At 32.9% G+C, this 20,241-nt stretch carries 16 protein-coding genes and 1 tRNA gene; 7 read left to right on the top strand and 10 right to left on the bottom strand.

What is annotated here, in order from left to right:
• Positions 1-10: 10 nt before the first annotated feature.
• From ftsZ to ACKOWY_RS08790, 3 genes are all read left to right on the top strand, one after another.
• On the top strand, positions 11-1,942 hold the full coding sequence (gene ftsZ / locus ACKOWY_RS08800; protein ID WP_408941066.1) for a cell division protein FtsZ: 1,932 nt from the start codon (positions 11-13) through the stop codon (positions 1,940-1,942).
• Between the two features lie 158 nt (positions 1,943-2,100).
• Positions 2,101-2,550, top strand: a complete 450-nt coding sequence (locus tag ACKOWY_RS08795) for a GatB/YqeY domain-containing protein (RefSeq protein ID WP_408941065.1) — start codon at positions 2,101-2,103, stop codon at positions 2,548-2,550.
• A gap of 108 nt (positions 2,551-2,658) precedes the next feature.
• A tRNA-Arg gene (locus tag ACKOWY_RS08790) sits at positions 2,659-2,732 on the top strand.
• A 266-nt stretch (positions 2,733-2,998) separates the two neighbouring features.
• On the opposite strand, the gene ACKOWY_RS08785 is transcribed toward ACKOWY_RS08790, so the two are convergent.
• Both ACKOWY_RS08785 and ACKOWY_RS08780 read right to left on the bottom strand, forming a co-directional pair.
• Positions 2,999-3,190, bottom strand: coding sequence for a hypothetical protein (locus tag ACKOWY_RS08785; protein WP_408941064.1), 192 nt, complete (start codon positions 3,188-3,190; stop codon positions 2,999-3,001).
• A 93-nt stretch (positions 3,191-3,283) separates the two neighbouring features.
• Entirely contained in the window at positions 3,284-4,483 is a 1,200-nt protein-coding gene (locus ACKOWY_RS08780; protein ID WP_408941063.1) for a helix-turn-helix domain-containing protein, read from the bottom strand.
• 219 nt (positions 4,484-4,702) lie between these two features.
• On the opposite strand from ACKOWY_RS08780, the gene ACKOWY_RS08775 reads away from it, so the two are divergent.
• Entirely contained in the window at positions 4,703-8,404 is a 3,702-nt protein-coding gene (locus ACKOWY_RS08775) for a beta strand repeat-containing protein (RefSeq protein WP_408941062.1), read from the top strand.
• Positions 8,405-8,416: 12 nt separating this feature from the next.
• Positions 8,417-8,641 (top strand): hypothetical protein, encoded by a 225-nt coding sequence (locus ACKOWY_RS08770; RefSeq protein WP_408941061.1) that lies wholly within the window; start codon positions 8,417-8,419, stop codon positions 8,639-8,641.
• A 49-nt stretch (positions 8,642-8,690) separates the two neighbouring features.
• On the opposite strand, the gene rpe is transcribed toward ACKOWY_RS08770, so the two are convergent.
• Entirely contained in the window at positions 8,691-9,353 is a 663-nt protein-coding gene (rpe, locus tag ACKOWY_RS08765) for a ribulose-phosphate 3-epimerase (protein WP_408941060.1), read from the bottom strand.
• A gap of 48 nt (positions 9,354-9,401) precedes the next feature.
• Entirely contained in the window at positions 9,402-10,265 is an 864-nt protein-coding gene (locus tag ACKOWY_RS08760) for an RNA polymerase sigma factor RpoD/SigA (protein ID WP_007804760.1), read from the bottom strand.
• Positions 10,266-10,446: 181 nt separating this feature from the next.
• Here ACKOWY_RS08760 and ACKOWY_RS08755 point away from each other — a divergent pair, with 181 nt between their 5' ends.
• Together ACKOWY_RS08755 and ACKOWY_RS08750 are read left to right on the top strand one after the other, a co-directional pair.
• A complete protein-coding gene (locus tag ACKOWY_RS08755) occupies positions 10,447-12,096 on the top strand; it encodes an ArnT family glycosyltransferase (protein WP_408941059.1) in 1,650 nt (549 codons plus the stop codon).
• A complete protein-coding gene (locus ACKOWY_RS08750; protein ID WP_408941086.1) occupies positions 12,090-12,809 on the top strand; it encodes a glycosyltransferase family 2 protein in 720 nt (239 codons plus the stop codon). Before ACKOWY_RS08755 ends, ACKOWY_RS08750 begins: the two co-directional genes overlap by 7 nt.
• 3 nt (positions 12,810-12,812) lie before the next feature.
• Here ACKOWY_RS08750 and rodA read toward each other — a convergent pair whose 3' ends face one another.
• The 6 genes from rodA to purH all read right to left on the bottom strand — a co-directional run bounded on the left by rodA (position 12,813) and on the right by purH (position 20,165).
• Positions 12,813-14,075 (bottom strand): rod shape-determining protein RodA, encoded by a 1,263-nt coding sequence (gene rodA, locus ACKOWY_RS08745; RefSeq protein WP_408941058.1) that lies wholly within the window; start codon positions 14,073-14,075, stop codon positions 12,813-12,815.
• Positions 14,075-16,033, bottom strand: a complete 1,959-nt coding sequence (gene mrdA / locus ACKOWY_RS08740) for a penicillin-binding protein 2 (protein WP_408941057.1) — start codon at positions 16,031-16,033, stop codon at positions 14,075-14,077. The genes rodA and mrdA overlap by 1 nt, the downstream gene beginning before the upstream one ends.
• Positions 16,030-16,536 carry a rod shape-determining protein MreD gene (locus tag ACKOWY_RS08735; protein ID WP_408941056.1) on the bottom strand — a complete coding sequence of 169 codons (507 nt, stop codon included), beginning with the start codon at positions 16,534-16,536 and terminating at the stop codon, positions 16,030-16,032. Before ACKOWY_RS08735 ends, mrdA begins: the two co-directional genes overlap by 4 nt.
• Positions 16,529-17,356, bottom strand: coding sequence for a rod shape-determining protein MreC (gene mreC / locus ACKOWY_RS08730; RefSeq protein ID WP_408941055.1), 828 nt, complete (start codon positions 17,354-17,356; stop codon positions 16,529-16,531). The genes ACKOWY_RS08735 and mreC overlap by 8 nt, the downstream gene beginning before the upstream one ends.
• 55 nt (positions 17,357-17,411) lie before the next feature.
• Positions 17,412-18,440, bottom strand: a complete 1,029-nt coding sequence (locus ACKOWY_RS08725) for a rod shape-determining protein (protein ID WP_408941054.1) — start codon at positions 18,438-18,440, stop codon at positions 17,412-17,414.
• A 198-nt stretch (positions 18,441-18,638) separates the two neighbouring features.
• Complete coding sequence (gene purH, locus ACKOWY_RS08720) at positions 18,639-20,165, bottom strand: bifunctional phosphoribosylaminoimidazolecarboxamide formyltransferase/IMP cyclohydrolase (protein WP_408941053.1); 1,527 nt, start codon at positions 20,163-20,165, stop codon at positions 18,639-18,641.
• Positions 20,166-20,241 lie beyond the last annotated feature (76 nt).

Below are 20,241 nucleotides of genomic sequence, written 5' to 3'. Positions count from 1 at the left end.
CCAAAGTTTTATGATGAGCAACTCAGAATTTGGAAACATTTCATTTGATTTACCTAAGAATCAGTCCAATGTAATTAAAGTAATCGGTGTAGGCGGTGGCGGTAGCAACGCAATCAACCACATGTTTAGACAAGGTATTAAAGGTGTAGACTTTATAGTTTGTAATACCGATTCACAAGCATTGCAAAATAGCCCTGTGCCAAATAAAATCCAGTTAGGTGTTAACTTAACCGAAGGATTAGGTGCTGGAGCAAATCCAGAAGTTGGACAACAATCTGCAATTGAAAGTGTTGCCGATATTGAAAAAATGTTAGATACCAATACCAAAATGGTTTTCATTACTGCCGGAATGGGTGGTGGAACCGGAACAGGTGCAGCGCCAGTAATTGCTCAATTGGCGAAAGAAAGAGATATTCTTACTGTGGGTATTGTAACTATTCCGTTTCAATTTGAAGGTAAAGTGCGTCAAGATCAAGCATTACTTGGAGTTGAAAGATTGCGTAAGCAAGTAGATTCTTTAATTGTCATTAATAATAATAAACTAAGAGAAGTATATGGTAACCTTGGCTTCAAAGCTGGTTTCTCAAAAGCAGATGAAGTATTAGCTACAGCATCAAGAGGAATTGCGGAAGTAATTACACACCACTACACTCAAAATATCGACTTAAAAGATGCTAAAACTGTTTTAGCAAATAGTGGAACAGCAATAATGGGATCTGCAGTTGCTAGCGGAGAAAATAGAGCTAAAGAAGCTATTATTTCTGCATTAGATTCTCCATTATTAAATGACAATAAAATTTCGGGTGCTAAAAACGTATTGTTGCTTATCGTTTCTGGTACAAGCGAAATCACTATTGATGAAATTGGAGAGATCAACGATCACATTCAAGCCGAAGCAGGTTACAATGCCAACATTATCATGGGAGTTGGTGAAGATGAAGCGCACGGTGATGCTATTGCGGTAACGATCATTGCAACTGGATTTAATGTAGAACAACAAAACGAAATCGTAAATACTGAGCCTAAAAAGATCATCCTTCAATTAGAAGAGGATCAGAAAATGGTTCACGATTTATCTCAAAATAATGTAGCTGAAATTCCATCAATTATTGATGCGCCAATTGCTGTAAAAGAAGAGAAAATTATCTTTGAATTAATCGAAGAAGAACCAGCAGTTGTTGAAGCTCCTGTATTTGCTAAAGTAGACAACGATCTAGTTGCTATGAATGAATTTATTCGCAACTTAGATGTTACTTTTGAAATCGTTTCACCTATTAATGATTTGGATTTCCAATTTGAAACGCCTTCAATTAATGAAATTAAAGTAAATGAGCCTAAGTTTATTGTTAGAGAAGAAGAGCAAATTACATTCTCTTTTGATTTACCTGTAGAGCAACCAATTGAAAGCAAAAAAGAAGAAAACATTTATTTTGACTTAACTGCCGAAACTAAAAATATTGAAGTTAATGAGCCAATCGAATTTGTTTCGGTAACCGAATTAAATGAGAACGGAGTGATCAAATATTCTTTAGAAGAGTATATGGAAATAGATAATGATTTATTGAATTCTAAACCAACAGAAACTATTTCTGAGCCAGTAGAAGAATCATTAAATATTACTATGAAAGTAGCGGATTTAAATAAACCAACTTACGCTACACATATCGAAGATATTTCTCCTCTAGAAATGACTATTGAAGAGACTTTAAAACTTCGTGCAGACGAAAGAAGAAGAAAGTTAAAAGAGTTTAATTACAAGTTTCATAACAATCCATCTCGTGTAGATGAGTTAGAGAGAGAGCCAGCATATAAGAGATTAGGAGTAGATTTATCTGAAAACAGCAGCATGAATGCCAACTCTAGAATGTCTTTAGGAATTGATAGCAATGACGATGTGCAGTTGCGTTCAAATAATTCTTTTTTGCATGACAATGTAGATTAGTCAGAATTATCAAATAAGATTTAACTCGAAGTTTCCATTAGAAATTTCGGGTTATTTTTTTATCTTTGCCTCTGCTTAGTGGTTTAAATTATTGGTTTTTATATCAAATAATACCCACAAAAATTAATCATGCTTTTAATTAAATAAAATAGAAATAGATGAGTTTATCTGTAAAAATCATGGATGAAATGAAGAACGCCATGAGAACCAAAGATATGGTTGTTTTAGAGGCTTTGCGTGCCATTAAATCGGAATTATTGTTGGCGCAAACTTCAAGTGGATCCAAAGAGGAAATCTCTGAAGCGGATGAAATTAAAATTTTACAACGATTGGTAAAAATGCGTAAAGACAGTGCAGAGATTTTTACTACTCAAAATCGTCCCGATTTAGCAGAACCAGAATTAGCGCAAATTGCAGTTATTGAAAAGTTTTTACCTGCTCAATTATCAGAAGAAGAAGTTGAAGCCGTAGTTGCTAAAATCATTGCAGAAACAGGTGCTACAGGAATTGCTTCTATGGGTAAAGTGATGGGATTGGCCTCGGCGCAAATTGGTGGTCAAGCAGAAGGGAAAGTAATTTCTACAATAGTGAAAAAATTATTGGTATAGATTAGACTTCTTAGATTGTTAGACATCTTAGAAACCTTAGAATTTATCTAACTTTCTAAAAATCTAACCAGTCAAAAGATCTAACAATCTAATAATCTAAATAAAAACGGCTGCGTAGTTCAACTGGATAGAATATCAGATTTCGGCTCTGAGGGTTGGGGGTTCGAATCCCTTCGCGGTCACAGTTGTACCAATAACCTCTAATGAATTTTTAGGGGTTATTTTTTTTAATATTAAGTTATAAAATTTTCAAGAAACTCAATAATTTGATTTGAAAATAAGTCTAAATCGCTCACTAATAAATAGTAAAATAAAAAAAAATGCCAAGTTTGCTTGAGCGTTTTTTTTGTATGATAGAAGAAAAACCTTTTTTAACTTCCATTAATATAATTGATTATTTAGGCAAGCTATTTACGAAATTAATGGCTTATTAGTTAATGTTATTAAATCATATTTTATAATGCCATTTACTTATTTTATAAGTAGTTCCCGTTTCAAAGAAAGTAGTTGACATTTTCTTATATCCTTCTCTCGTTTCAAAGAAAGTAGTTAACGTTTTCTTATATCCTTCTCTCGTTGCAAAGAAAGTAGTTGGCATTTCTTTACAAATAGTTCCCGTAACAAAGAAAGTAGTTGGCATCTTGAAGAAACACGAACTGACTTTATTAAAACTTAACTTAATTGCTTAGGGAGGTGCACTATTTTCTTTAGAAGTTGAATCCTAAATTAATAGTTAATTGTTATTTTTTTTTGCATTAAGCATATTGATGTACTCTGAAGGAGTAGAATTTGTGATGGACTTAAATGCACTGTAAAAATTTGATCGTGTAGCAAATCCTGCTTTTTGTCCTATGGCATCAATAGTAATGAATTCGGAAGTGTTATTTTCTAATAAATTTTTGGCATAATTTACTCGCAATTCTTTTTTAATCTCGCTAAATTTTTTCCCGTAAATGATTGTTAGGCATTCATTGATTTGATTTTTTGGAATTTGTAAATCTAACGAAATAGTATAAATAGAAAATTCTGGATTCACATAGGGTTTGCTTTCATCAAAGTAAATAATAATTTTGTTGATGATGTCATTTAAAGGATCTTCAGTATTTAATTTTTTTTGAGTTACATTATCGTCCTTTTTTACTGTATTTTTTGTGGTTTTATTTTTAATTTCATTTTGAGGAGAAGATATTCCATAAAGTACATCTGGAAATAGCAAAAGTGAAAAAGTTAAAATGAAGAAGGATATTTCTAAGATTAATAATAAAGAGTGAGTTTTGGTAAGTCCAACACTAGGTTGGTTTATCATGCAGTTGTAGGTAAGCACTAAACCCACAAATACAAATATTAAAGGAACAATGTTTAATATCCACAACCATTGAATTAGCTTATTTGAAAATGAACCGATCTCACTTTTTTTATTTTTCGAAAATGTAAAATTTGTTAGATAGGATATAGAAGCAACAATATAAATTAAAAACAAAACAAATCGAATAGTGAAATTTTCGTAGGTATTGAAAAATATATTAGTACTTACTTGGTTTACATAATCAACGTTTTCTGTAATTCTTTTAGCAAATTCCATTTTGTATGAAAATGGTTTTAGGCAATAGGGCATTATGGCAAATAACTGAATGACTGCGGGAATAATATGTAAATAATCTATTTTAGTTAAGCCTTGTTTCTTATTTATTGTATTTCGGGTATACCAAAATAATAAAGGACCTGGTAATAAAGTAAGTGGTGAAATATGATTGTATAAAACTGCAGTCCAGAATACTGACTTATCAATCGCTAGAAAAGCATGTGTGATGATATAAACTGAAAGTACTATGAAAAATAAAGCAAGGAATAATGTGTTTTTGTTGGTCTTCCAATTATTGTAAATCAAAAGAGCAGCTAATATAATAGTAAAGATGGAAATTGAAATTACCATTGATATTCTAGTTTGTACTTACAAAATTATATAATTTTTTCTTACATATATGTTGTAAATATTAAAATTATAAGCAAAAATTAATTATTAGTTAAATTGAATATTAAAGTATACTTTTGTAAATTATTAAATTGGAACCTTTTAATTTTAAAAGCCCCCGCTTTTTTTTTAGAATAAAAAAAAGAAATCTACTTTTCTAATAACCTAACTAGCAAAATAATGATAGATATTTTTAAAAAAAATATATCGCTATTAAGTATTGTCTTTTGTATGTTTTTCTTTCTAAACGGAAAGGCTGCAACCATATACTTTAATCAAATATATAAAGCAACTGGAACTACTTACAATGTAAATACACAAAGTATAACAGGTCTACAACTTGTTTCTGGTTATTCCTTTAAAGTTGTATCTGCAGTTCCTACAGCTACTACTTTTAACTCAGGAAATAATGAAAATGTAGTACTTTACTATGTTAATTCAAGTGGTGTACAAATTAGTATTTACGGAACAATTTCTAGGCAAGATAAATCTGGGAATACTACCATAGGATTAAATTTTTTGGTTTCAAATTCAACTTATACAACTTATACAGGCGAAGCATATTTATTAGTTATTCCTGGTAAAGAAAGTAATTATTCTAATGGAGGTTCTGCATCTACCTCTTCAGATCCAATTGATCCTGTATTGAATTCCTTGCTTTCATTTCAGGCAACACAGCCTGTAATTAATTCTACAGTTTCTTCTGTTACAGTTTTAGAAAATGCCGGATATGCAGTTTTTACTTTTTCATTATCAAATGCTCCAACATCTAATTACAGTTTTACACCTTATTTAACAGGAGTAACAGCCGTTTCTGGAACTGATTTCACAAATACTATTCAATATTTAAACGGTAGCACATGGCAAACCATCTCTGGAGCATTAACGATTACCTCTTCTTCTTTAAGTTTTCAACTGCGAGTGCCAATCATCAATTATAATACTTCAGTTACCGATAAAACTTTTAATATTAATACAGGAACAATTACTGGTGGAGGGATATTAAATAATTATGGTACTTATGGAGTTGGAACTATTCAAGTACCAGTTATTTCTACTTCAGGGTCTTTAACTTCATTTTCTAGTTGTAGTGGTGTGGCCTCTTCACAGCAAAGTTTCACTGTTTCAGGAGTAAATTTAATTGATAATTTAATCGTTACTCCTCCATCAGGGTATGAAGTTTCTACAACTTCTGGCTCGGGTTTTACAACAAGTGTGAGTTTAGTTCCAGTTAGCAATGCTGTATCAAATACTACCATATATGTTCGTTTGACAGCTTCTGCTTTAAATAATGCTTCGGGTAATATTGTTTGCAGTTCAACTAGTGCTGTTTCTGTAAATGTTGCTACAAATACTGCTTCTGTAACTGCAAGTTCTGTAGGTGGAACTATATCTAGCAATAATTCAAACGTTTGTTCAGGAACAAACAGTACTCTCTTTACTCTAACAGGGTATACTGGTTCTATTCAATGGCAGCAATCTTTAAATGGTTCTTCTTGGTCAAATGTTAGTGGAGCAACTTCTGCAACTTACACAGCAACCAACTTGACAGCAACGACCTACTTTAAAGCATTTGTTACAAATGGATCCTGTACTTCAGCAACTACAAGTGTTAGTACTTTAACGGTTGACGCTTTGGTTACTGCAGGTTCGATTTCTGGAGCCGGTACAGTTTGTTCATCTATTACAAACAGTAAAGTATTAACCTTAAATGGAAATGTAGGATCTATACAATGGCAGTCTTCAAGTACTTTAGCAGGAACTTATACCAATATAAGTGGTGCTACTTCTTCAACATATACAGCTACTAATTTATCTGCAAATACCTATTTTAGAGCTGTAGTTTCTAATGGTAGTTGTCCTTCTGCAACAACATCAAGTGTATTAATTACGGTTTTATCTTCTAATGTTTGGAATGGTTCTGTAAGTACTGCATGGAACAATGCTTCCAACTGGAGTTGTGGTGTGCCTGCCTCAGGAGAAAATATTGAAATCCCTAGTGGTCTAACTAATTATCCAATTTTGGATGGTCCAAGATCTCCAGGTAACATTATTCTTGCAAGTGGAGCAACGATCAATTTAAATAATTCTACATTATCTATTTCGGGAGCAATAACAGGTGCCGGAACTTTAATTGGTAGTGCCACTTCGAGTTTAACAATTAATGGATCTGGTAATCAAGGTACATTCTACATGAGCCAAACTACTCCAGGAACTTCCAATATTTTAGGTGATTTTACTTTAAACTCAACAAGTTCAGGCAGTATTACTCTTGGAAACACTATGGGTATTTCAGGAAAATTAACATTAACTAATGGTACTTTTAATACAGGAGGTAATCTTACATTAAAGAGTAACGGAACTACTACTGCTGTAGTTGCACCTATTACCGATTGTAGTGCAGTTGCGATTAATGGAGATGTAACGGTGGAACGATTTTTTCCTGCTCGCCGTGCATTTAGATTTATTTCTTCTCCAGTAACAACTTCGACTACTATTAGAGACAATTGGCAAGAAGGAGTAAATAATCCGCCACCTGCTTATACAACCAATTTAAATCCAAATCCGGGTTATGGAACGCATATTACAGGTAATATTACTGCTGATTATGGATTTGATGTAACACAAACTACTAATAATTCGATGTTTACCTTTAATAATACTACAGGGGTATGGGCAGCGGTTCCAAATACTAATGTGTTAACACTTACTGCTGGAGTTCCTTATCGTTTAATGATTAGAGGAGATCGATCTATAAGTATGAGTACCAATGCTCCAACACCTACTAATACAACCCTTCGTGCTAAAGGTGCGCTTAAAATTTGTGATGCTTCTGCTGGAACTATTAGTCCAACTGCAAATGGTTATAATTTTATAGGAAATCCATACCAAGCAACGGTAGATATCAAACAAGTATTAACTCAAAATGCGAATTTCAATACCAATTACTATTGGGTTTGGGATCCTAAAATTAATACTAGAGGTGGATATGTAGCTTATGATTTATCTACAGGAATAAATCCGGTTAATGGTTCGCAAGTAAATCAATATTTACAACCATGGGAAGGGTGTTTCATTAAAAATGATGCTACTGCTGGTGGTACAATTACCTTCCATGAGTCCAATAAATCAACATCAGTAGTAAATGAAAATGTTTATAAAGCAACTACAACCGTTCCTGCTTATATTAGAGCTACACTATATGAAAGTAATACATTGGCAACAACTGGTGTCGCTGCAGACGGACTTGTGGTAAAGTTCGATTCGAGTTATGATAATCTTGTTGATTCTAATGATGCAAATAAGTTAACCAACCAAGATGAGGTATTTGCTATTAAAAATAGTACTTCTTTATTGAGTATTGAAAGTAGAAATTTTCCAATTGAAACGGATGTTATTCCGTTGAATATTACTCAATATAGAAATACCAATTATACTATTGTGGCACAAGGAAATAATATAAGTGGTATTCCTGCCTATTTGCATGATCAATTATTGCAAACCTACACTGAAATTCCACAGTCAAGTTCGGTGAGTTATTCGTATTCCATTTCGAGTACAGATACTGCTACATCGGCTCCTGATCGTTTTAGAATTGTATTCCAAAACCCTAATTTGAGTACGAATACCAACTCGAATTTAATTTTCACTTTGTATCCAAATCCATCAAAACAAGGAGTTTTTGATGTGGTTATGAATAACACAACACAGGATTCTAAACTGACTATTTACAATTCAATCGGACAAACAGTGTATTCAACTAATTTGACTGCTTCTCCAATTAATCACATTAACCCAAATAGCGTTTTTGCAACCGGAGTATACTATGTTAAAATAGCTAAGGAAGGTGTGACTACAATTAAAAAATTAATAATAGAATAGATAATGCAAAAGATGAAGAAATTTAATATCAAAAAAACAATAGTTACAGTTGTGCTATTTTTAATATCAAGCTTTGCCTTTTCACAAGATATTGGCTTTGGAGACAATGTTCAAGATAATAATCCACCAGCTTCTCCTATAGATTCTAATATTTATTTTGTACTATTTATTGGAATAGTTTATGCATTTTTAATTATTAATTCAAGAAAACGAAAAGTTGAAAATAAAGTGAATTAATAGAAAGTATTAATAAATAAAAAAGGCTCCTATTTAGGAGCCTTTTTTATTATAATGAAGTTATTTTTTTCAAATCCGCTATGGTTGCAATTGGATCTTCTGCTTTAAAGACATAATTTCCGGCAACCAGAGCATCGGCTCCAGCTCGAACTAATTCGGCTGCATTTTTATTTGTCACTCCGCCATCAATTTCAATTAAGGTAGCGGCATTGTTTTTAACGATAAGTTCTTTCAATTGTGCTACTTTTTTATACGTGTTTTCAATATAAGATTGTCCGCCAAAACCAGGGTTAACACTCATAATACAAACCATATCAATATCCTGAATCACATCTTCCAATAAACTTACATTGGTATGTGGATTCAAAGCAACTCCGGCTTTCATTCCTTCTGCTTTGATTGCTTGAAGTGTGCGATGCAAATGCGTGCAGGCTTCATAATGTACTGTAAGAATATCGGCGCCCAAGTTTTTAAATGTTTTTATGTATCGATCTGGATCTACAATCATTAAATGCACATCGATTGTTTTTTTAGCATGTTTGGTAATCGCTTCCAAAACAGGCATTCCAAAAGAAATATTTGGAACAAATACACCGTCCATAATATCAATATGAAACCAATCGGCTTCACTGGAGTTTATCATTTCAATGTCGCGTTGTAAGTTGGCAAAATCAGCTGCAAGAACGGAAGGGGCAATAATGGTATTTTTCATTTTTTTGAAATTAAAAAACTCCGGTATGGAGCCGGAGTTTTATAAGGTTTAACCTAAATATGTTTTTAATATTTTACTTCTTGAAGTGTGTTTTAATCTTCGGATTGCTTTTTCTTTAATTTGACGCACACGCTCACGAGTTAAATCAAAAGTTTCTCCAATCTCTTCTAAAGTCATTGGATGTTGATCACCTAATCCAAAATACAAACGAACTACATCGGCTTCTCTTGGAGTTAAGGTTTCTAAAGAACGCTCAATTTCGGTACGTAACGATTCGTGAATTAATTCTCTATCTGGGTTTGGAGATTCTCCAGAACGCAATACGTCATAAAGGTTAGAATCTTCTCCTTCAACCAAAGGAGCATCCATAGAAAGGTGACGACCCGAATTTTTCATCGACTCTTTAACATCGTTAACAGTCATGTCCAATTCTTTTGCAATTTCTTCTGCAGAAGGTGGTCTTTCATTAGATTGCTCTAATAATGCATACATTTTATTGATCTTATTGATCGATCCAATTTTATTTAAAGGCAAACGAACAATACGTGATTGCTCTGCAAGCGCTTGAAGAATCGATTGACGAATCCACCATACCGCATAGGAAATAAACTTAAATCCACGAGTTTCATCAAATCGTTGTGCTGCTTTTATCAAACCTAAATTTCCTTCGTTGATCAAATCAGGAAGTGTAAGCCCTTGATTTTGATACTGCTTAGCAACAGATACCACGAAACGTAAATTGGCTTTGGTTAGTTTTTCAAGAGCGCGTTGGTCTCCTGCTTTTATACGTTGTGCTAATTCTACTTCTTCATCAGCAGTAATTAAGTCAACTTTTCCAATTTCTTGTAGGTATTTGTCTAGGGAAGCAGTTTCACGGTTGGTAACCTGCTTGGTGATTTTAAGCTGTCTCATTTATTTTCAATTGCTTTAAGTGTTCAGTTTATTATACGACGTACTATCATAAAAAGTTACAAAAAACTAGAAATAATTTCTTTCTTTTTAAATATTTCTATGTTAGTATTAATGCTTAATTTTACCGCGTAGCATAAAAATGGGTTTATGGAACATAAATCGCATTACTAAAATTAAAAAAATGGATGTAAAATTTCTTGATTATTTTTCAAAATATGAAAAGATAATTCTTCTTATTATTTGTTCTATTTATTTTAATAATCTGTTTATAGATATCATGAATGTAGATGCAGCACAGTATGCATCAATTTCTTTAGAAATGCTCCACAACCATTCCTATTTGCAGGTTATGGATTTGCAATGTGATTATTTAGATAAACCACCACTTTTATTTTGGATATCCAGTATTAGTTTGGGTCTGTTTGGGGTGTCTAATTTTGCCTATAAATTGGGGGCTTTTTTAATGTTACTGCTTTCGCTTTATTCTATTTTTAGATTTACTTCTATTTATTACAGTCAGCACGTTTCTAAAAATGCAGTGCTTATTTTTGGAACCTGTCAAGCATTTTTTTTAATGACTAATGATGTGCGAACCGATGGAATATTAACCTCTAGCGTCATCACAGCGATTTGGTTGCTCACCGAATATTTGCAAAAATACAAAATAAAACACCTGCTCTTTGCAGCACTTTTTACTGCATTTGCAATGATGGCTAAGGGGCCAATTGGGATAATAGCTGTATTAATGCCTGTTGGTTTGCAGTTGTTATTTAAACAAAGCTGGAAGCAAATTTTCAGTTTCTCTTGGGTTTTTTATTTGCTAATAGTTGGCTTACTTTTAATTCCGATGTCCTACGGATTGTACATGCAATTTGACATGCATCCGGAGAAAATAGTAAACGGTGTTCCGCATCAAAGCGGACTTTATTTTTATTATTGGCTGCAAAGCTTTGGTAGAATAACTGGCGAAAATGTGTGGGACAACGGATTGCCTTGGCACTTTTTTATAGGAACCATAAGTTGGGATTTCTTCCCTTGGATATTGATATTGTATTTTGGTTTGTTTTTTCAAATAAAGAGATTGTTTCAAAAATCACTTCCGGAAATTAGCACCTTGAGTGGGTTTTTAATTCTGTTTGCTTTGCTTTCTATGTCTCGTTATAAACTGCCACATTATATATTTGTAACCCTTCCTTTTGCAAGTATAATTTGTGCCTCTTACTTAGAAACATTAAATCCGAAGCAATGCAAAATTTGGAATAAAGTATATTTTGGCTTTGGTTGTATCATATTAGTTTTGCTAATTATTTATCAAACCCTATTCTTTACCGAAATCAATTTTATATTGATAGCCTTGCTGTTAGTGCAGTTTGTTGTTTTGCTTCAAATGAAAAAAACATCCCTTGAAGGTACAAGTAAAATGATTGGATATGTATTAATATTGAATTTGTTTTTGAGTTTTGTTTTTTATCCTAAGCTATTAACATATCAAGCCGATTCTATGGCTGGGCGCTGGTTTTATGAAAATAAATCCAAAGAAACCGTTTATTTAATAGATGAAAAATCGCATGCTTTTAATTTTTATTCTAAAAATCCGGAGAATAAATCAATTGCATTAACTGAAATTGGAGCATTAAAAAACAGCTGTTGGCTATTTACAAAAGCAGAAAATTTAAATAAAATTGAAACAAAATTTGAAGTAATAGAAAAAAAGAAATTCGAAAATTATCCAATAACTCGTTTAAAATTACCATTTTTGCTGCAGCAAAAAAGGGAGCAAACCTTAGAATATTATTATTTAATAAAAATTAAACCAAGAATATCATCGTGAAAAAATTATCCATAATTATTCCTGCTTACAACGAAGGAAAAACGATCCATTTAATTTTAGATAAAATTAAAAATGTTGAGTTGATCAATGCAATTGAAAAGGAAATAATAATAGTAAATGATTGCTCTAAAGACGATACCGAGGAAGCAATTTTGAGTTATATCAATGCCAATCCTGGTTCGAATATTCAATATTTTAAACACGAGATCAATCAAGGGAAAGGTGCAGCGCTTCACACCGGAATTAGTAGAGCTACCGGAGATTTTACTGTGATACAAGACGCCGATTTAGAGTATAATCCGTCAGAATATAACTTATTGTTGCAGCCTTTTATTGATGGTTTTGCTGATGTGGTTTATGGTTCAAGATTTATGGGTGGAAATCCACACAGAATATTATTCTTTTGGCACACCATTGGAAATAAATTCCTAACCACCATGTCTAATATGTTTACAAATTTGAATTTAACAGATATGGAAACCTGTTATAAAATGTTCAAAACAGATATTATTCAAGGAATTAAACTAAACGAAAAAAGATTTGGTTTTGAGCCTGAAGTGACTGCAAAAATCTCAAGAATTCCTAAAATCAGAATTTACGAAGTAGGTATTTCTTACTACGGAAGAACCTATGAAGAGGGTAAAAAAATTGGATGGAAAGACGGTGTAAGAGCTTTGTATTGTATCACTAAATACGGTTTGTTAAAGCTGTAATACTTACCATTCATTTACTTTATTGGCGTCCATTTTTAAGAAAATGAACAACAATATGGTAAAGCCCCATAGTCCGGATCCTCCATAGGAAAAGAAAGGAAGCGGAATACCAATAGTTGGGAATATCCCCACAACCATTGCTATATTTACAAAGAAGTGAATGAATAATATTCCGGCTACACAATAGCCGTATACTCTACTGAACTTGGTTTTTTGCCTTTCAGCTAAATAGATTAATCGCAGCACTAAGGTTACAAACAATCCAATTACAATAACCGATCCAAAGAATCCCCATTCTTCACCAACCGTTGTAAAAATATAATCGGTATGTTGCTCGGGAACAAAGCCTCCTTTTGTTTGAGTGCCTTCTAGATACCCTTTTCCAAACCAACCTCCCGAACCAATAGCAATTTCCGATTGGTGGATGTTATATCCAATTCCCTTCATGTCAACTTGTTTTCCTAGGAGAATGTTGAAACGATCACGGTGGTGTTGCTTGAATACATTATTAAATACAAAACTTACCGAAAAAGAAAAAATCGCAACCAATACCAGCATTATTCCGCTTGCAATAATGTTTCGTTCTATTAATCGGCTTCGGAAATAATTAAAAGTTAAGGCGACCGCAGCAATACCAATTACAATATAAGGATTGTTAGTAATAAGCATTAAAATAAATAAAATAATTGCTGCAAATCCACTAAATAAATACCAACCAGGAAGTCCTTCTCTGTAAAGAACAACAAAGAATATCATGTAAATTAAGGCGCTACCAGGGTCGTGCACCGCAATTAATAAAACAGGAAAAAACACAATAGCTAGGGCTACAATTTGATCTTTTACTAATTTTAAATTTACTTGTACATCCGATAGGTATTTGGCTAAGGCCAATGCCGTAGCAGCTTTAGCAAATTCTGAAGGCTGAATTCCAAAGGAACCAAAGGAATACCAGTTCGCCTGTCCTTTAACCGATTTTCCAAAAACAAATAATCCCGCTATTGAAAGTACCGAAATGGTATAAATGATAGAGGAATATTTTTCGTAAAATTTTCCCTCAACAAATAGTATTACTAAGATTAGCGGAAAGGTTAAGGCAATGTATAAAAGTTGTTTTCCGTAGAACTGTGAAAGATCAAAAATACTTGAATCACCCGTAACTGCAGATAGGGAAGAAGAGTAGATGTTTAACCAACCCAAAATTACTAACGTAATAAATAGGCCTACAGTAATCCAATCAATATGGTTTGTTATACTCTGATTTTTCATTAATTTTTCTTCTTAATGCTATCTTTTTTTACTTTTTTAGAATCCTCTCCGTTTTTAAATTTTTCAATACTATCTTTAATTTTAGCATTCATTATAGATAGACTGTCTTGATGTTTTTGAGGATATAACTTATTGTATTGATCTTTTAAACTTCCTTCTAACATGCGTTTTTCAAAATCAACTTTTGTTATTTTTCTTCTCAAATATTTTTCAATCATTAGCGAAGTAATAGGTCCAGCCCAACGTTTACCCCAGTATCCGTTTTCAACAAATACCGCAATAGCAATTTTAGGATTGTTTTTTGGTGCAAAAGCCACAAAAATAGAGTGATCCTGAAGTTTGACACGCTTTCCATTTACTTTTAAGTAGTTTTCGGCCGTTCCTGTTTTTCCACAAATATCAATTCCTTCAACACCTAGACCAAAGGCAGTTCCTTTGTTATATACATCGAACATTCCATTAATTACGGGCTCAAAATGCTTTCTATCGATGGATGTAACATGCTTGGTTCGGAATTTTTTATCTAGAAGTTCTCCTTTAATTTTCTTTACGATGTGTGGGGTGTAATAATATCCTCTATTAGCCACAGTCGCCATTAAATTAGCCAACTGAATAGGAGTCATTAATACTTCTCCTTGTCCAATAGCATTCGAAACAATTGTTTTACTATCCCAACGCCAACCTGGATATAATCTTTTATAGGTTTTAGAGGTAGGAATTTTTCCTCGTTTCCCAATAGGTAAATCATATCCCATAAAATTTCCTAATCCGAATGTTTTTAAGTGATTACTCCAAACATCAACTGCATAAGACGGGCTGTTGTACTTATTTATCGTTTTCATGTAGATGTTAGAAAAATAAGTATTACACGACTCATAAATACCATTATGAAGCTGCATTGGTCCACCATGGCAGTGGCATTTCATAAATCTTCCACGTGCATAACTAAATCCGTGGTTGCACATGAATGTCGTGTTTTCATCTATTACTCCTTCTTGTAAAGCTACTAAAGCAGTAAGAATTTTAAAAGGGGAACCAGGAGGATATTCTGCAAGAAGTCCTCTGTCATAAAGCGGTTTTGCAATAGAGTCGTTGTGTAATAGGGTGTAATTTTTTGATCTTTTTCTTCCTACTAATAAAGCGGGATCGTAATCGGGAGCACTTACTAAGGCTAAAATTTCACCGGTTTTTGGTTCGATTGCAACAATTCCTCCCCATTTATTTACCATTAATTCTTCACCATACTTTTGAAGTTCGCCGTCAATTGTTAAAGTGATATCATCTCCTTGTTTAGCAACCGTATCATATTTCCCTTCTTTATAGGATGCAATTTCTCTGTTAAATTTGTCTTTTAGTAAATATTTTACCCCTTTTTGACCTCTTAAATAAGTTTCATAGCTTTCTTCTATTCCTTGTCTACCAATTAAGTCACCACCAACATAATACGGGTTTTTCTTTACAATGTTCTCATTCACCTGAGTGATGAATCCAAAAACATTGGCGCCATACGATACCTGATAGTCACGCAATGATCTCTTTTGAATATAGAAACCACTAAACCTTCTAATTTTTTCTTGAAAGGCAGCAAATTCCAATTTGTTTAATTGAGATAAGAAAACCGAAGGCAACATAGGGCTGTACACCTTTGCTTTTTTCATTTTTTCATGAAAAAAGTCTTCGGTGATGTCTAAAAGCTTACAGAATTTTGGTATATCCATTTCCTTTTCATTCACATCTTTTGGTATTACCATGATGTCATATGAAGGCTGATTGGCAATTAATAATTTTCCGTATCGGTCATAAACATAGCCACGCTCTGGATATTCATATTTGATTTTGATGGCATTATTTTCCGATTTTAATTTGAAGGAATCGTCAATAATTTGCAAATAGAAAAGCCTTATAATCAATAAGCCAGCAGTGATAATGATTATGGTAGGAAGTAGCGCTTTTCTCATCGTTTACTTGGCTTTATTAAGTAAATAATAAATATACAAATAAGTGTTGTGAATAGGGTACTAACTATAGTTCTTAGAATAATATTCCAGAAATAGCTAAAGGTAAAAATCTCTAATACAAATAAAGTAATGTGATGAATTATTACCCCAAGTAAAATAAACGAAAAGCGTTCTGGGGTAAGTACATCATTAATTCTAACGGTTTGGTATTCGTAACTTAATCCGAATGAAAACTTAAATAAAGAAGGTCTAAAATAAGCCAATAGCACACAAGCTGCTGTGTGAACTCCACCCGAATTACAAAATAAATCCATGATTATACCTAGCAAAAAACTGGCACCTAGAAGACCATATTTATTTCCGTTTACTGGATACAATAAAATAAATAACAAATACGGATAGGGATTAATAAAACCTAAAAAATTTAAATTATTAAAAACAAGAATCTGTGCCGCAAGCAGCAAAATGAATCGGGCTACATTGTATAATATCGCACTATTCATCTTTTTTTGATTTGTTTTCTAAATTAGTAATTTCTGGAGTGTCTTTATTTTTGATAATGTAAACATGGCCCAAACTGGTCATGTCATTAAATAATTTGACATCAATAGTATAAAAATTGGTTTCATTGTCAATATAAATTTTTTCAATTGACCCAATATTAATGTTTTCTGGAAAGATGGTAGATTGCGCTCCGGTAACAATAGTATCTCCTTTTCTCACCGATGCCAATCTAGGAACGTCAACCAATTGAACATAACCTGTGTTTTTCCCATTCCAAGTTAAAGAACCAATGTGATTGGATTTTTTAATCTTAGCGTTAATAGGAGATTCGGTATTTAAAATACTTAAAACCGTACTGTAATTTGGAGATACATTTTCAATGACTCCAACTATTCCAAGACTATTAATAACGCCCATTTCTGGTTTTACTCCTTGTTTAGATCCAGAATCTAAAGTTAAAAAGTTTACTTGAGAACTATAAGAGTTTTTGATCACCTTAGCAATTACGATATCTATTTTTTTAACACCACTTATAGAATCTAAAGAAGGAACTTTAGTGCTGTCTTTGATATTAAAAAGTAAACTTTTTAGACGCGCATTTTCTTTTGCTAATTCTTCGTTTTGAATTTTCAAATTAAAATAGCCTTCAATATTGCTGGTCATTTGATAAACTCCACCCGTAAATGAATTAGCAGAACTTATAATTTTGCTTTTGTGATACGAATGTGATTGAATGGTGAGCAATAAGGATATTAGCATAAGCAGCAAAAACAGCATACGATAGCTGTTTTTAAATATAAAATTAAATATTTGCTGCATCTTTTAAGTATTCAATGTTCAGTAATCAGTTTTTAAATTAAGTACGGGTTAAAAACTATTTGATAAGGATGCTTCTAAATTTAGGTATGTTTTTTAGCGCCATTCCGGTTCCTCTAACAACTGCTTTCAATGGATCTTCAGCAATGTAAACAGGTAAATCAGTTTTTAACGAAATACGTTTATCTAAACCACGCAACATAGATCCTCCACCTGCTAAATAAATACCAGTATTGTAAATATCGGCTGCTAATTCTGGTGGGGTTTGCGATAATGTTTCCATAACTGCATCTTCAATACGTTGAATCGATTTGTCTAATGCTTTAGCGATTTCTCTGAATGAAACTTCTACTTGTTTTGGCTTACCGGTAAGTAAATCCCTTCCTTGAACCGACATATCATCTGGTGGAGAGTCTAATGAATCGGTAGCTGCTCCAACTTGAATTTTAATTTTTTCTGCTGTAGTTTCTCCAACAAATAAATTGTGTTGGGTACGCATGTAGTAAATAATGTCATTGGTGAAAACATCTCCAGCAATTTTAACCGATTTATCACAAACAATTCCACCAAGTGCAATTACTGCAATTTCGGTTGTACCACCTCCAATATCCACAATCATGTTTCCTTTTGGTTGCATGATATCGATACCAATACCGATTGCTGCTGCCATTGGTTCGTGAATTAAGTATACTTCTTTTCCGTTAACACGCTCACAAGATTCTTTAACCGCACGCATTTCCACTTCGGTAATTCCAGAAGGAATACAAACTACCATTCGTAATGCTGGAGTAAACATTCTTTTCTTTAATGCCGGAATGCTCTTAATGAACATGCTGATCATTTTTTCTGAAGCATCAAAATCGGCAATTACACCGTCTTTTAATGGTCGGATGGTCTTAATGTTTTCATGGGTTTTACCTTGCATCATGTTGGCTTCTTTACCAACAGCAATGATTTTTCCAGTTACTCTGTCTCTTGCAACAATAGAAGGGCTATCAATTACAACTTTATCGTTGTGAATGATTAGTGTATTAGCGGTACCAAGGTCAATTGCTATATCCTCGGTCATGAAATCAAAAAATCCCATAATTATATAGAAGGTGTTTAGTTCGTTATAAATTTATTTACAAACAAAAATAATAAATTAAATGTACCGCTTGCCGATTAATTTTGAAATTTCAAAAGCAATTAACTTACGTTTTCAAAGAAGAAATTAGGTTATTATTTTTGTTTCGTAAATTAACGATTAATTTTCTAATTTCTTATCTGTTTTTTTTAATTTTTTTTAATGTTTGAAATGTCTCGTTCCGGTAAAGACCATTGCAATATTATTTTCATTACAATAATCAATACTTAAATCATCTTTGATTGATCCACCCGGTTGAATAACAGCCGTAATTCCTGCATGATGTGCAATTTCTACACAATCAGGAAATGGGAAAAAAGCATCACTTGCCATTGAAGCTCCTTTTAACTCAAATCCAAAAGTATGCGCTTTTTCAATAGCTTGTTTCAATGCGTCAACTCGAGAAGTTTGTCCGGTTCCAGAAGCAATCAAGGTATTGTTTTTAGCAAATACAATCGTATTGGATTTGGTGTTTTTACAAATTTTAGAAGCAAATAATAAATCTTCTATTTCCTGACTTGTTGGGCTCGTTTGTGTAACCGTTTTTAGATCCTCTTTAGAGTCGGTGATGTTATTTCTATCTTGAACCAATAATCCATTTAAACAAGTTCTAACTTGTCTTTCTGGTAAAGGCACTTCATTGATGGTTAAAATAATTCGGTTCTTTTTCTCTTGAAGAATAGTAATTGCTTCCGCATCATAACTTGGAGCAATAACCACCTCACAAAACAAAGAATTAATTTCTGAAGCTGTAGCAGTATCAATTTTTCCATTAGCCATTAACACACCTCCAAAAGCCGATGTCGGATCGCAAGCTAATGCTGCAAGATAAGCTTCTTTCATGGTTTGTCTTGTTGCTAAACCACATGCGTTATTGTGTTTTAAAATAGCAAATGTTGGTTCGTTTTCTTTAAATTCAGAAATCAAGTTTACCGCTGCATCTACATCCAACAAATTGTTGTATGACAATTCTTTTCCGTGTAATTTGGTAAACATGGCGTCAAAATCGCCAAAGAAAAATCCTTTTTGATGCGGATTTTCTCCATAACGAAGTACTTGGCCATTAGCAATACTTTCTTTGTAATACGTATCTTCAGTATTGAAATAATTAAAGATTGCTGTATCATAATTGGATGAAACATGAAATGCTCTTGTTGCCAAATATTTTCTTTGCTCTAAAGTTGTAGCTCCGTTACCTTGGGTGATCATTTCTAAAAATAATTCGTATTCGTCTACAGACGGAACGATAACGGTGTCTTTGAAATTTTTTGCAGCAGCACGAATTAATGAAATCCCACCAATATCTATTTTTTCTATAATGTCTGCCTCACTTGCTCCAGAAGCAACTGTTTTTTCAAATGGATATAAATCTACAATTACCAAATCAATTTGCGGAATGTTAAATTCCTTCATTTGCTCCACATCAGTTGGGTTGTCTTGACGGTTCAAGATACCTCCAAAAACTTTTGGATGTAATGTTTTAACTCGTCCACCTAAAATAGAAGGATACGAAGTTACATCTTCAACAGGAACTACCGGAATACCTAAATTTTTAATAAAATCTTCGGTTCCGCCAGTTGAATAAATTGTTGCGTTTTGCTTGTGAAGCTGTCTCACGATTGGCTCTAAACCGGTTTTATCAAATACCGAAATAAGAGCAGATTGAATGGTTTTTGTAGTGTTCATTTGGATGTGTTGTTAAGCGTGCAAAAGTAGTTTATTGCTCAGTATTAAGCAATTTACTTTTAATTTTTTTTAATAA

Source organism: Flavobacterium sp., from assembly GCF_046073885.1.
Lineage (GTDB): Bacteria > Bacteroidota > Bacteroidia > Flavobacteriales > Flavobacteriaceae > Flavobacterium.
The sequence above is the reverse complement of the archived record's forward strand: the minus strand, read 5'-3'. Positions and strand labels throughout refer to the sequence as shown.

What these genes read in the sequence shown, in the direction of transcription:
- rodA (WP_408941058.1), bottom strand. Translation starts at nt 14,075, where the DNA reads ATGAAAAATCAGAGTATAACAAACCATATTGATTGGATTACTGTAGGC.
- ACKOWY_RS08780 (WP_408941063.1), bottom strand. Translation starts at nt 4,483, where the DNA reads ATGGTAATTTCAATTTCCATCTTTACTATTATATTAGCTGCTCTTTTG.
- mrdA (WP_408941057.1), bottom strand. Translation starts at nt 16,033, where the DNA reads ATGAGAAAAGCGCTACTTCCTACCATAATCATTATCACTGCTGGCTTA.
- ACKOWY_RS08725 (WP_408941054.1), bottom strand. Translation starts at nt 18,440, where the DNA reads ATGGGATTTTTTGATTTCATGACCGAGGATATAGCAATTGACCTTGGT.
- ACKOWY_RS08785 (WP_408941064.1), bottom strand. Translation starts at nt 3,190, where the DNA reads ATGCCAACTACTTTCTTTGTTACGGGAACTATTTGTAAAGAAATGCCA.
- mreC (WP_408941055.1), bottom strand. Translation starts at nt 17,356, where the DNA reads ATGCAGCAAATATTTAATTTTATATTTAAAAACAGCTATCGTATGCTG.
- purH (WP_408941053.1), bottom strand. Translation starts at nt 20,165, where the DNA reads ATGAACACTACAAAAACCATTCAATCTGCTCTTATTTCGGTATTTGAT.
- ACKOWY_RS08735 (WP_408941056.1), bottom strand. Translation starts at nt 16,536, where the DNA reads ATGAATAGTGCGATATTATACAATGTAGCCCGATTCATTTTGCTGCTT.
- ftsZ (WP_408941066.1), top strand. Translation starts at nt 11, where the DNA reads ATGATGAGCAACTCAGAATTTGGAAACATTTCATTTGATTTACCTAAG.
- ACKOWY_RS08770 (WP_408941061.1), top strand. Translation starts at nt 8,417, where the DNA reads ATGAAGAAATTTAATATCAAAAAAACAATAGTTACAGTTGTGCTATTT.
- ACKOWY_RS08760 (WP_007804760.1), bottom strand. Translation starts at nt 10,265, where the DNA reads ATGAGACAGCTTAAAATCACCAAGCAGGTTACCAACCGTGAAACTGCT.
- ACKOWY_RS08795 (WP_408941065.1), top strand. Translation starts at nt 2,101, where the DNA reads ATGAGTTTATCTGTAAAAATCATGGATGAAATGAAGAACGCCATGAGA.
- rpe (WP_408941060.1), bottom strand. Translation starts at nt 9,353, where the DNA reads ATGAAAAATACCATTATTGCCCCTTCCGTTCTTGCAGCTGATTTTGCC.
- ACKOWY_RS08755 (WP_408941059.1), top strand. Translation starts at nt 10,447, where the DNA reads ATGGATGTAAAATTTCTTGATTATTTTTCAAAATATGAAAAGATAATT.
- ACKOWY_RS08775 (WP_408941062.1), top strand. Translation starts at nt 4,703, where the DNA reads ATGATAGATATTTTTAAAAAAAATATATCGCTATTAAGTATTGTCTTT.